The 12,278-nt window shown below is 48.1% G+C and carries 11 protein-coding genes; 4 read left to right on the top strand and 7 right to left on the bottom strand.

Annotated elements, in window-relative coordinates; all coding sequences use genetic code 11:
• The first annotated feature begins 171 nt into the window (after positions 1-171).
• From OS145_RS02595 to OS145_RS02585, 3 genes are read left to right on the top strand one after another with little or no spacing between them, the layout of a single operon-like run.
• A complete protein-coding gene (locus OS145_RS02595; protein WP_040487653.1) occupies positions 172-675 on the top strand; it encodes a DUF1543 domain-containing protein in 504 nt (167 codons plus the stop codon).
• Positions 676-684: 9 nt separating this feature from the next.
• Complete coding sequence (locus tag OS145_RS02590) at positions 685-1,575, top strand: LOG family protein (RefSeq protein WP_006954487.1); 891 nt, start codon at positions 685-687, stop codon at positions 1,573-1,575.
• A complete protein-coding gene (locus OS145_RS02585; protein ID WP_006954485.1) occupies positions 1,576-2,703 on the top strand; it encodes a DSD1 family PLP-dependent enzyme in 1,128 nt (375 codons plus the stop codon). It begins immediately after the preceding gene.
• Positions 2,704-2,747: 44 nt separating this feature from the next.
• Here OS145_RS02585 and pgsW read toward each other — a convergent pair whose 3' ends face one another.
• From pgsW to OS145_RS02555, 6 genes are all read right to left on the bottom strand, one after another.
• Positions 2,748-3,899: a poly-gamma-glutamate system protein gene (pgsW, locus tag OS145_RS02580; RefSeq protein ID WP_006954483.1), complete on the bottom strand. Its 1,152-nt coding sequence runs from the start codon at positions 3,897-3,899 to the stop codon at positions 2,748-2,750.
• 12 nt (positions 3,900-3,911) lie between these two features.
• Positions 3,912-4,487 carry a poly-gamma-glutamate biosynthesis protein PgsC gene (gene pgsC / locus OS145_RS02575; RefSeq protein WP_006954481.1) on the bottom strand — a complete coding sequence of 192 codons (576 nt, stop codon included), beginning with the start codon at positions 4,485-4,487 and terminating at the stop codon, positions 3,912-3,914.
• The gene (gene pgsB, locus OS145_RS02570) at positions 4,484-5,737 is read right to left on the bottom strand and encodes a poly-gamma-glutamate synthase PgsB (RefSeq protein WP_006954479.1); all 1,254 of its coding nucleotides are present in this window, start codon (positions 5,735-5,737) and stop codon (positions 4,484-4,486) included. The genes pgsC and pgsB overlap by 4 nt, the downstream gene beginning before the upstream one ends.
• A 140-nt stretch (positions 5,738-5,877) precedes the next feature.
• Positions 5,878-7,098: an alkaline phosphatase family protein gene (locus OS145_RS02565; protein WP_006954477.1), complete on the bottom strand. Its 1,221-nt coding sequence runs from the start codon at positions 7,096-7,098 to the stop codon at positions 5,878-5,880.
• A 23-nt stretch (positions 7,099-7,121) separates the two neighbouring features.
• Positions 7,122-7,457 (bottom strand): zinc ribbon domain-containing protein YjdM, encoded by a 336-nt coding sequence (locus tag OS145_RS02560; RefSeq protein WP_006954474.1) that lies wholly within the window; start codon positions 7,455-7,457, stop codon positions 7,122-7,124.
• Positions 7,458-7,519: 62 nt separating this feature from the next.
• Positions 7,520-8,884: an SLC13 family permease gene (locus OS145_RS02555; protein ID WP_040487600.1), complete on the bottom strand. Its 1,365-nt coding sequence runs from the start codon at positions 8,882-8,884 to the stop codon at positions 7,520-7,522.
• A gap of 44 nt (positions 8,885-8,928) precedes the next feature.
• Between OS145_RS02555 and OS145_RS02550 the strand changes: the two genes are divergently transcribed.
• Positions 8,929-9,828 carry an ATP-grasp domain-containing protein gene (locus OS145_RS02550; RefSeq protein ID WP_006954470.1) on the top strand — a complete coding sequence of 300 codons (900 nt, stop codon included), beginning with the start codon at positions 8,929-8,931 and terminating at the stop codon, positions 9,826-9,828.
• A 46-nt stretch (positions 9,829-9,874) separates the two neighbouring features.
• On the opposite strand, the gene OS145_RS02545 is transcribed toward OS145_RS02550, so the two are convergent.
• On the bottom strand, positions 9,875-12,007 hold the full coding sequence (locus OS145_RS02545; protein ID WP_006954468.1) for a TonB-dependent receptor family protein: 2,133 nt from the start codon (positions 12,005-12,007) through the stop codon (positions 9,875-9,877).
• Between the last annotated feature and the right edge of the window lie 271 nt (positions 12,008-12,278).

Genomic DNA, 12,278 nt, shown 5'->3' with positions numbered 1-12,278 from the left:
CATCTCCCACGCCAAGAGTTGGAAACCGGCGATTTAAAAGGGTTGGTGGACCAAAAGTGGCAGATTTGGCATGAACGGAGGATGCTGATCCGATGCGTCGATGGTTAAGAAACACAATACAAGAGGTACTCCAACGTGTCTGCAGAGAGCACTGAAGTTAACCAACTTTTTATGATTTATATCGGCGGTAGCGCGCCGAGTGCGCATATTGAGCTCCATGATGTACGGTTTGTCGTCGCACCAGTGATTGAAGCCACTTTTCCGGCATTACGACAGCAGTGGTTCGGTTCGCAGAAGGGTCTCCATATGGATAGCTACGTTGCCTTACATCATGTCGATGGCTATCGCATTTCACTCACCAAAGAGCCCGCCGACAATCAGGGGGTATCCTTATACTTTGTGAATTTTGGTGGCTATTTCCCGGGTCGTTTGGCGGAATTCCATGATTTTACTGTAGTGGTGGCGAAGTCAGCCGCGGATGCTAAACAACGGGCGCGAGAGCACGTTTCTGCCACAGGGCTTGCGGGGGCCGAACAACTGCATAAAGACGACTTGCTTGAAGTCGATGACTGCCTCAAGATTGATTTACTCGATGGCTATGCCATTAAACTTGAATACGATGGCGTGCGACAGCCGTTAAAGCCCGATTGGATGGGCTACCACCCTCTACCGTAGGATTTTCGAATGGCGGACAAACACCCCCTGCATCAACGACACCATGCTTCGGCTAAGCAGTCGGAAGAAGCCATCGCGCGACTGCAGAATAATGACAGCTATAAACTGGCATTTGCTGATAACGACTTTCTACTGGAAGACGATCTTCGCCATGTTCGATTGCAATTAGAGTACCTAAAGCCTGAGCGCGTGCTCGATAAGCATCAGATTGATGCGACGGTAGTCGTGTTTGGTAGCGCGCGTTTTTTATCACCGGAACAGGCGCAATATAACCTCGATATTGCGCAAGCTGAGCTTGATAAAACCCCCAACGATGCGACCACTAAAGCACACTGGATTAAAGCAAAGCGGGATTTAAAGAACAGCCGCTATTACTCGGAGTCGCAGAAATTTGCGCATTTAGTTACTGAGCACAGCCAGAATTACCCTGAGCATCGGGTTGTGGTAATTTCAGGCGGTGGTCCAGGTGTGATGGAGGCGGCTAATCGCGGTGCGACTGAGGCTGGTGGTGAGAGTATCGGTCTTAATATTGTGTTACCCAAGGAGCAATATCCGAACCCTTACATCACGCCCGAGTTTTGCTTCCAATTTCACTATTTTGCCATTCGAAAAATGCATTTCTTGATGCGGGCACGCGCTCTGGTTGCGCTCCCGGGCGGCTACGGCACCTTAGATGAGTTGTTCGAGACGCTCACCTTAATTCAAACAAAGAAAATCGATCCAGTGCCTATTGTACTGATAGGCAAAGGTTTTTGGTCGAAGTTAATTAATTTCGACTTATTAATTGAAGAAGGTTTAATAGCGCCCGATGACGTGAAGTTGTTTACGTTAGTGAATACGGCGGAAGAAGCGTGGGCGCATATCTGCCGATGCTATGAACTCAGTGAGGGGAGTAAATAAATGACATGGGATGCGCTTGAAACGCCTTATTTACGTGTTGATCGTCCGCGGTTTGATGCCAATATCAAGCGTTTGAACTGCCATCTTAGCGCATTAAAGACGCCCTTACGGCCCCACGTAAAAACGCTCAAATCGCTGCCTGCGGTTAAGGCTATCTTTAATGGTGGCACGGGACCGATTACCGTATCGACGCTAAAAGAAGCTGACTTTTTTGCAGAACACGGCTTTCTTGACCAAATTTATGCGGTGGGGATTGTGCAGAACAAACTGCCTCACGTTAAGCGGTTGATCGAACAAGGCGTTGATTTAAAAATCATCTTAGAGAGTGAGACACAGGCGCTTCAGGTGGTCGAGTTTTGTCGTATGCATGACATCGTTATTCCTGTGCTTATTGAAATTGACTGCGATGGCAGCCGTGCAGGATTAACTGCTGAGAGTCCTACGCTGATGGATGTCAGCAAAATCCTAGCGCAAGCCGAACTTTTTAAGGGTATTCTGTTGCATGCAGGTGGCTCGTACGGTTGTATGACACGTTCAGACAAAGTCGCGGCGGCTGAGAACGAACGTGCCACTGCGGTTTATGTGAAGGAGCGGCTTGAATTGGCAGGAATTGACTGTCCGATGGTCAGTATCGGTTCTACGCCTACCGCACACTTTGCTCAAGATCTCACGGGCGTGACGGAGGTGCGTGCCGGTGTTTATACATTTTTTGATTTAGTGATGGCGAATATCAATGTGTGCTCACTAGATGATATCGCGTTATCTGTGGTGACCACTGTCATAGGGGTGAAGCCGGAGAAAGGTTGGATCCTCATTGATGCGGGCTGGATGGCGTTATCGCGCGACCGCGGTACAGCATCGCAAGCGGTCGATTATGGCTACGGTATGGTGCTAGATGGTGCCGGACGACCGCTTACCGACTGGATTGTAGAGAGCACTAGCCAAGAGCATGGGGTCATTAAACAGCGTGCAGGCTCGAGCGAAATACCCAGCGATGTTCAGATCGGCGATAAATTACGCATCCTTCCGAATCATGCTTGTGCCACAGCCTCTCAGTTCGATAAGTATTATGTTGCTGATGCAGAGGGGCAATTGAGCGAACAATGGTCACGGTTTAATTTCTGGTAACAAAAAAGGAGCCAGTTGGCTCCTTTTCTATAAGACCGAGGTGTTTATACCATCGGTTTAGTGCCTTTACCGCTACTACTATCGCGACGCCAGAGGCTGGTGATCCGCGCTGAGCGTACGATGAGCCAAGTGAGCCCAAACAATGCCACAGCGAGCCCGAAAGCGAGTAACCGACTGTATGTGCTTGAGGAATAGATACCGCCATTACCGACGGGCACAGGCTCAGGGGGCATGAGTGGAAGTCCGTAGCGTTCTGCCATTTTCTTAATGCCGATAAAATGAATGCCTGGAATGTTTTCTTGTAAGAAGTAGCCCATCACCGTATCCACCGCGTACGCGCGAGCCGGTGCGTCGTACTGTAGTCCTGATTTAAACATATCATCGATACCTGGGGGACCTACGATAGTCGCACCACCGCCGACGTTGACGAACGCTTTGTAGTTACGATCGGATGAGTATTCACGGAAAATCGCGATACGGTCGGCCACCGCTTCTTGATAGTTCGCCGGTTCAATAATCGGCAAGCCAGCGCGTTCAATCGTTTGACGAATCGATTGAATACCGGCTTGTGGGATACCAATGCCGCGGTCTTCGATGCCGCCAATCGAGGCATATTTCGGCTCGAACGAGATCACGCCGGCTTTGTTGAGTTCACGTGCCATGTCCAACCACAAGAAACCGGGTACGTTAGCTCCCCACTGCGATGACGATGCCGAAGCGATAATAACCGGCTCCGCTTCCATGGCTTCGATTGCAGAATACACGGCAAGGTTTAGAGCAGGGAAAGAGCCAGATACAGTCACCGCGACTAAGTCACCTTTTTTAACGCCTGCTTTAGCTAATAGTTTAACCGCCACGGCTGCCCAGTTGGGGTTCACTGTGGTCTGTTTAGACTCGCGTCCACCGTGGTTGGTCGTGACGATGCTGTTATCGAGACCGACAAAGCCCGAGCGTTGAGGATCGAACTCTGGGTTAATCGGCTCCTTTTCAGCGCGCAAGGGACGGATAACTTCCATTCCTTGGCGCATAATTTTTGCAGCCGTTACCATGGTGGCATAGTTTTCGTCCACGATTGGATCGGTTTCTTTAACGTTTTCGACGGCGAGTAAAGCAATTAATGCCGCGATCATTAATACGATGAGTCCCCAGGCTGGCACACCTGAAGAACGCCAATAAATCTTAGTAAAACTACTCATTTGGGATTCTCCTTACCAGCCAGGCATGTGGAAGGCGCTGCTTGCTTCATACATCTGCAACGCTTCAGGCATGATGACAATCAGTGCTAGGCGCACTAATACGGCGGTGACGGCCAGGCCGCACAGCGTCTGCAGAACACCTTGGCGTTCAAACCAGATCGCTATCAGACCGGGAATAATATAGCCGATAATATTGCTCGACATGACGGCCATCATAAAGGATGACTCCAGTGTCGCGACTTGTGCTTGCGCATCGTCACCACCCGCGACCATTTGTAAGTCGACCCAGTTCACTAAGCTACCGAGGAACAAATCCATCAAGCCTGCGATGAGATAGCCGGTGAGGATCATAATGATCGTTTGTCGACGGCCGTAGATAATGGCAAAACTAGATATTACGCGCACGATCAAGAACGTTAGCAAGGCCGCTACGAGCGTAATTACCAGACTCATGGGTTCGGTCAGTTGCAGGGCAACATAACCAGGAACAACGAGGCCCCCTGCGGCGAGTCCGAGCGTTTGTGTGAGCAATAACGTAAAGAATAATCCGATGCCGATGGCAACGGCTAAAATATTTAATGCGATCACAGGTCTTCCTCCTTCAAGGAACGGTTTTGGAAGAACCGAGCGACTTCTTCGCCGCCACCATGAATGTTACACATGCCGACAACGAGTGCACTGTTGCCAGCTTCTTCCAGCAAGGTTTCGGTAATATCAGTAATGGCAGCGTTCTCCATTACGAGAATTTTTTCTGGGTCGAGTCCGTATTTCACTGCGGCGCGAACAAAAATAAAGGTGCCTGAACCCATCAGGATATAGCGATCCGCTTGGGTCCACTCAACAGCAGCCTCAGCCATTTGCTGAGAACGGTGCGGACGGTCGGCTCGGCAGTTGATCAATACAATGCGTTTGCGCTCCTTGCCGTGTTTTTCTAACATGTTTTCCCAAATCTTACCGGTCGACTCGGGATCGTTTGCAGCAAATGCATTAACGAAAACAATTTCGCGGCGGAAATAATTTACGTGAAGTACTTGCATAGCGCCGGCTTCGGGTTCGAGTCCAATCATGCCTTGCAATGCCTGCTCTCGCTCAACACCGAGGTGCTCGCAGACTTTTAATGCCAACGCCACATTCTCAGCATGTTCGGAATATTTAAATTGCTTGAGAATATCGTCGCCGATGGCGTCGACCTCTTGTTCAGTGACGCCGTGTAGCTGGCTGTTGCGGTCTTTAGTCGAGTGCTCGAAAACACCTAATAGATCGCGCTCTGCCGTAAAGAGATTACCTTTGACGGGTGTGCTGCCCGCTAATGCTAAGGCAACGTCCTCTTCGCCCGGACCCATGACATCAAGGTGGTCGGCGCGCGCATTGGTGATGACGCCCACGTTGGAGCGCACCATACGCAGTTCGCTGAGCGATTGGTAATGCGGCTGCAGTGCCATACATTCCATCACTACAATTTCGGGTTTAAGTGAGGCCATGCGTTTGAGCGTACGCATTTGCTCAATAATGTTGGCACCGCTAATGCGGTAGATGGGAAACTCTCTTCCTTGAGGGTCAGTGATAGCGGCTGCAGAGCCGGTGGTTTTAGCGCAAATACGCTTGCCACCTGATCTTAAGCCCGCTGCGATAAGCCGGGTGACACTGGTTTTGCCGCGGGTTCCATTAACATGCACTCGTACTGGAATTTTATCGACCAGTAATTTGTGCCGGAACGCTTCAAACGCCGCAGCAATAACCAGTAAAAGCCAGATCGCAGCGACAATTCCGAGCAGGGTGGGAATATCGTTCATCCAATATCCCTCGGCCCAATACTGTGACGAGAGTGTCTCTGCCATAATTTAAATAGCCTTTTAGGTTATGAATATACATACGAACGTGCATGTATATATTTAGCGAACTGCAAAGAAAAATACCAAGTATTTTAGTAATCTTTACAATTCGCTCGGCTATTTAAAACAGATCACTCGAAGGCGAATTAATTATTTAAAATAGGTTTTAAAACAGCTATTTCGCCATCAATTTGGGTCATTAATTTAAGGTCTAAAATATCCGCCATTAATGGATATATGTGAATATTTTCAAACCGATCGATAGTCACCCCGTTTTTAAACGCTGGACCCACTGCGACAAATAAGCCATCCATGTCACGATTGTTGTAATAACCATGCGTGCCACCGTCAGAGCGCTCTTCGACAGGTCGAGTTGCGAAACTCACAGGTGCATCAGTTGAAAGTACAATGGCGGGTTTACGTGGGCCATCACTGACATGTAATTGTTTAAGCTTGTTATCGGTTTCAACGCGATAGCCAAGATCGCTACTGTCCTCTAGTTGTGCTCGAAGTGCCGCAATATCATCAGCGCTGGTGTCTTCGTTAGCATAAATGAGATAGCGTGTTTGCGAATTGACGGTGGTAAACTTTTCTTCATCAATAGCTAAGTCATCTGGGTCGATCATGGCATCTGCTTTGATCGGCGCCATGCCGTGATCGGAAACCACAATTAAGTTAACTGAACCTTCGGTTTCGTTCTGAATACGCTGCCACAGTTGTCCTATCAGCTTATCGACTGCTTGAACTGCGCCTTTCGTTTGCTTCGAGTCGGGACCGAACTTGTGACCCATCGAATCAACGATTGAAAAGTAGCCTGTAATCATCCGAGGGCGGCTTTGTTCGGGCAGTTGTAACCATTGAATGATTTGATCAACTCGCTGCTGGTTAGGCGTGAAATTGCTGTAGGGATAGTAATAAGTGGGTGTGCGTCCGTTGATACGAGCGCCCGATTCAGGCCAGAAAAAAGTCGCTGATTTCACGCCTTGGAACTCAGCCAAATTCCAAATTGGTACGGTATGTAACCAAGTACCATCCTTTGCACCGTCGGCCATTTTGTAGCGTTGTTTGCGCTCAGTATCATAAAAATTATTATCAACGATACCGTGGTGTGATGGATACTGACCGGTGACTATGGAAAGATGGTTTGGAAACGTCTTAGATGGATAAACCGGCATGAGCCCCTTGGCGCGAACACCTTGCTCGGCTAAATGACTAAGATGCTCGGCGTGATGTTGCTCGATATAGTTATAGCGAAAGCCATCAATAGAAATAAGCACAATAGTCTGTTGGTCAGTTTTTGCAAAGGCTGACGTTGCGGCCAATAAACTACTACAAACCAACAGTAGTGAGGTAAGAAAACGTTGCATGGCAGATTCCCTGATTCGGTCTATTAAACCTTTTTAACAAACTCAGATTTCAATTTCATTGCACCTACACCGTCAATCTTGCAATCGATATCATGATCGCCATCGACCAAACGAATGTTTTTAACCTTGGTGCCAACCTTAACAACTAATGATGAACCTTTGACTTTAAGGTCTTTAATAACGGTGACGGTGTCGCCATCATTAAGCTCATTGCCATTGGCATCACGAATCACTTTACTGTCTTCATTGCTCTCGTCATGCGGTGACCATTCGTGTCCGCATTCCGGGCAGACTAATACGTTACCGTCTTCGTATGCGTATTCAGAAGCGCATTGTGGGCAAGCAGGCAATTGATCCATCGAGAGACTCCATCTTAAAAAAGCGCTCAGTTTACCTGAGTTTGCTTAATAGAACATTTGATTTAGACCAAAACCATGACAATTGCGGTCGTTACAAAGGCTAAAAGAATGTTCAACACAATGCCTGTGCGTGCCATATCGCGGATGCTGATGCGATTAGACGCAAATACAATTGAGTTAGGTGGCGTTGCCACGGGCATGCAAAACGCGCAGCTGCAAGCAATAACCGCTGGAATCATGAGTATCTCGATAGGCTGATTAATGGCCTGTGCGGTTGCCGCTAAAATGGGCATTAATAGCGTTGCTGTGGCTGTGTTAGAGGTAAACTCGGTCATCAATGAAACCGCCAGCGTGAGCACCAGTATCAACAACCACAGTGGCCATTCTCCTAGTACTGTTAATGATTCGCCCATTAACGTACCGAGACCACTTGCCATGACGCCTTTAGCGAGACAAATGCCGCCCGCGAATAATAATAAAATACCCCATGGGATATCTTTCGCTAGCGACCAATCGAGTAAGGTGGGTTGTTGCTTTTCTCCCGTTGGAATAATGAACATGGCTAACGCACCCGCTAAAGCGACAGTCGCATCGTTCAGTGCGGGTAGCCCCAACAGACCTGTCCAGCCGCCAAACGGGGTGGTGCGCATCACCCACAGTAATACCACGACACCAAACACAGTCAGCACGCGTCTCTCATAAGCTGACATTTTATCTTGTTTGGGTAATTGTAATGGCATGCTCAAATGAATGTTACGAGTGAGATACCAAGCCATTAATGGGATGCTGATAACCATCATGGGTATGCCAATACCTAGCCAACGCGTGAAGTCGAAGCTTTGTCCTGAGATATTTTCATATATTGAGGCAAAAATAAGATTAGGTGGGGTACCGACTAACGTGGCAATGCCGCCCACCGACCCTGAATAGGCAAGACCTAATAATAGGGCTTTTTGGAATGGCTTGTTGTCGGTGGCATCTGCAAGTGCCAATGCCACGGGGAGCAAAGCTAATACACTCGCGGTGTTAGAGATCCACATCGAAAGGAAGGCGGTTGCACACATAAATGCAACGACGATGCGACGGCCACTGTCGGGTCCAATGAGCGCAATTAATGACAGTGCGAGACGCTTATGTACACCGCTGGCTTCAATGGCTTTTGCCATCATGAACGCCGCCATGAATAGCAGAATAATGTTATCGCCTAAGGCTGTCGCCGCCTCTTTAGGGTCGAGAACACCAATAACGGGTAGTAAAATAAAAGGTAGCAACGCTGTTATCGCCAGTGGAATACATTCAGAAACCCACCACCAAGCCACCCATATGACGATTGCTAGGGTCAGCGCCGCATCAAGCGGCATGTCTAAACTTCGTGTTACTATGACACTTAATAGGGCGGCAATAGGGCCGATAATTTTATGGGACATGAGCGACCTGTAGGCGTGTTCTTTTTATTGTAAGGAAGTGTAGCATGCGCGATATCGTAATCTTGCACGAAAATGAAGAATGGTTGAAGCCTCTATACGAAGCGTTCAAAGAACGTGGCGTTACACCTAAAAGTTGGTTTTTAGATGAAGGTGTTGTGCCGTTTCACAATCAGCCTGACGATGCGGTTTACTACAATCGAATGAGTGCGTCGTCACATACGCGGGGACATCGCTTCGCCCCCGAGCTGACAAAATTGGTGTTAACTTGGTTAGAAAGCCAGAATCGTACCGTCGTTAATGGTTCGCAAGTGTTAGCGCTAGAGGTGTGTAAACTTTCACAGTATGCTGCATTGCAACGTTCAGGCTTGTCGGTACCGCGTACTTTTGCAGCGGTAGGTAAAGCACAACTGGTGGAAGCTGCGAAGCAATTTAATGACTGGCCGTTAATCGTTAAGCCTAACCGCGGGGGGAAAGGGCTCGGCGTACAAAAGTTCAATCAGCTTGATGAGTTGGTTGCTCATATAGAGAGTGCCGACTATGAGGAGCCGCTCGATGGCACCTGGTTAGTGCAACAATACATAAAAGCTAAATCACCGGTTATTACGCGGGCTGAATTCGTCGGTCAGAAGTTCGTTTACGCGGTGCAGGTTAATACTGAACAGGGTTTCGAATTGTGCCCAGCGGATGCTTGTGAGATTGCTGAAAAATTCAAAATTACCACACGTTTTAATGAGCATTCGGTTATTCACCAATTGGAAACGTTCTTACGTAGTAATGACATTGACGTAGCAGGCATTGAGTTTATTGAAAACAGTCAGGGTGAGCTGTTTGTTTATGATGTCAATACCAATACAAATTATAACCAAGACGCCGAGCAGCGTGCGCACGTTGCTAAAACTGGCATGGGTGCGTTGGCGGATTATTTAATCGCATTAGCCGGATAGAAAAATGACCGAGCTCTTGATGAGCCCGGTCGCTTGTTCTTTACCACTAAAATTTATAGTCGATACCCATCCAAACGGTCTGTGGTTTGTTCGGGCGAGCACCATCAGGTGTACGTGCAACGATCGCTTGCTGATCGAAGATATTTTCGACTTTTACATAGACGGATGTCTGCGTGTTAAGTTCGTAGCGGCTGACTGCATCGGTAACGAATAGAGACTCTGTTTCGTTAAACGCCGCAGTGCTGTTGTTACAGCCTACGCTGACACACATAGAATCAATATATTTAAAGTTGAGGTAGTTAACCCAACCGGTATTGTTATCAAGGCTAATACGAACGTTTGCCGTGTGCTCTGGAATGTCGTTTAGCCGATCGCCGTCCATCAGCCCCGAGACTGCATTATCTTTACTGATCTCACCTTGAGTGTAGGTGTAAGCAATATCAACCGGAATCAAAAACTTGCCCGCAGCAAAGGTGTGTTGCGCTTGGAACTCTAAACCTTGCACAACCGATTCGCCAAGTACATAAGTACCTGATTCAGCACCGTTATCACATGGTGTAGCGATAGAGCACAACTGGGTGGTGTCGCTAAAGTCGCTATAGAATGCAATGGCTTCGACAAAAGTATTTTGTTGTTGATAGCGTAGGCCGGCTTCGTAGTTGATACTCGTTTCTGGCTCTTGGTTTTCTGTTGCACCGCCACCGAGTGGTGAAAAGCCTTTGTGGATGCCCGCAAGCACCTGCCATGAGTCGCTTAAGTCGTAGGTAAACGATGCGCCGGGTAGCCACTCATCGCTTGAGTTGGAACGGAATGCTGGCGCAGTAGTACGTGCAGCCTCATCGTACTGGTTACGGAATGATGATACATCTTCGTAACGCAAGGCTAAATTAACTTTTAGCGCTTGGTTAACTTGCCAACTATCGGTCACCCAGAGGCTGGTTGCATCGGCACCTTCAATACGGTTATTGCTACCGGAAGGGCTGACCGTGGATTGATAGACTAAGCTGCCGTTGATTTGGTCGAAGATCTCCACAGGTTGAAAGCGATCCATTTCATCCGTGTGGTCGCGCCCACCGACTTCAAGTGCATGCGCGCCAAGTTGCCACTGTGCATTGAGCTCAATGCCATAGCTTTCATAAGCGCGGTTATTATGTTTGTATTCAAGGTCGAAGGCATCTTCGGTACCGTCAAGAATACCTTGTGCTAGCATGTCGCCTTGGTTCGCGGCACTAACATACGACCCACCACCGTTGAGCTTAAACCAGTCACGTTTGAATTCGTTACGATATGCGACAGCATTGAGCGTAACATCACTGTTTACATCAAAGCCGTAAGCCAAGTTAAAGCCTTTATGGCTGTTGTCCATTTGGTCAATCGATGAGATGCCGTAACGACGGTTTGGTGTCTCAGCGAAATCGGCATCGGTTAGACCAAGATAGGTCTCGTTAGAGATTTCTTCTGAGTACTGCGCCTTGAAAAGCAGGTGGTGTGGTCCTTGATCAAAGCTCAGCTTTGCGGTGTAGTCTTGAATATCATAGCCGCTGTCGCCATGACTGCGATCAATGGCTTTAAAACCGTTACTCTCGCGTTGCACTGTCTCAAGTAAGAAGCCCCAAGCGCCTTGCGTTCCGCCGACATAAGCATGAATATCGTTACTGCTGAACTCACCCCATTGTGCTAATACTTGACCTGAAATAGCTTGCTCAGGAATGGGGGTAGATACCAGGTTAAGCACGCCGCCCGTTGTTTGAGGGCCGTAACGCAGTAACGGTGCCCCTTTCAGTACTTCAACAGAGGCCATGCGCATGGTGGTTGGAAAATAATACGCTGCTGGGTTTGAATAAGGGGCTGGTGCCATCATCACACCATCTTCTAATAGCGTGACTTTGCTTACCCGACCCGCATTTGCCGCGCGAATACCGATGTTTGGACGTAGCCCGAAGCCGTCTTCCTCTAACACGTAAACGCCCGGAAGGGTTTTCATTAACTGGTTAATATCGGTGGGTACTTCAACGCGCATTTGTTCTTCATCTATCACGGCTGATGAGCCTGCGATCTGACGCGCTTGTTCGGTTGAGCCAATAATTTTTATTGTTTCGATCTCAGTATTCTCTTCCGCGATTACCAGCGGGCTACTTAGCAAGCTTGCGATAGCTAATGCGATCGGGGCTTTATTCATGGTTTATCTCCACACGTTATTTTGATGCGGCAGATAGTAATTAAAATACGAATAATTCGCAATTAAAAATTAAGAATTTATTAACTCTTTATTTAGCAAAGGTGCATTTAATGTAAACACGCAGTTAATTGCTTGAGCTTTTAACCTGGCGCGGTATGCTGACGATCAACGTTTTATATTAATTTTATTGGGTTGATTATGTTGCGGTTTGCAGTCGTTATTTTTCTGACTAGTGTCATTGTCGCGGGGTGCTCGTCTTCTTCGCAACGAG

The sequence above is a fragment of the Idiomarina baltica OS145 genome, assembly GCF_000152885.1.
Taxonomy (GTDB): Bacteria; Pseudomonadota; Gammaproteobacteria; order Enterobacterales; family Alteromonadaceae; genus Idiomarina; species Idiomarina baltica.
The sequence above is the reverse complement of the archived record's forward strand: the minus strand, read 5'-3'. Positions and strand labels throughout refer to the sequence as shown.

What these genes read in the sequence shown, in the direction of transcription:
- OS145_RS02595 (WP_040487653.1), top strand. Translation starts at nt 172, where the DNA reads ATGATTTATATCGGCGGTAGCGCGCCGAGTGCGCATATTGAGCTCCAT.
- OS145_RS02565 (WP_006954477.1), bottom strand. Translation starts at nt 7,098, where the DNA reads ATGCAACGTTTTCTTACCTCACTACTGTTGGTTTGTAGTAGTTTATTG.
- pgsW (WP_006954483.1), bottom strand. Translation starts at nt 3,899, where the DNA reads ATGAGTAGTTTTACTAAGATTTATTGGCGTTCTTCAGGTGTGCCAGCC.
- OS145_RS02555 (WP_040487600.1), bottom strand. Translation starts at nt 8,884, where the DNA reads ATGTCCCATAAAATTATCGGCCCTATTGCCGCCCTATTAAGTGTCATA.
- OS145_RS02560 (WP_006954474.1), bottom strand. Translation starts at nt 7,457, where the DNA reads ATGGATCAATTGCCTGCTTGCCCACAATGCGCTTCTGAATACGCATAC.
- OS145_RS02590 (WP_006954487.1), top strand. Translation starts at nt 685, where the DNA reads ATGGCGGACAAACACCCCCTGCATCAACGACACCATGCTTCGGCTAAG.
- OS145_RS02585 (WP_006954485.1), top strand. Translation starts at nt 1,576, where the DNA reads ATGACATGGGATGCGCTTGAAACGCCTTATTTACGTGTTGATCGTCCG.
- OS145_RS02545 (WP_006954468.1), bottom strand. Translation starts at nt 12,007, where the DNA reads ATGAATAAAGCCCCGATCGCATTAGCTATCGCAAGCTTGCTAAGTAGC.
- pgsB (WP_006954479.1), bottom strand. Translation starts at nt 5,737, where the DNA reads ATGGCAGAGACACTCTCGTCACAGTATTGGGCCGAGGGATATTGGATG.
- OS145_RS02550 (WP_006954470.1), top strand. Translation starts at nt 8,929, where the DNA reads ATGCGCGATATCGTAATCTTGCACGAAAATGAAGAATGGTTGAAGCCT.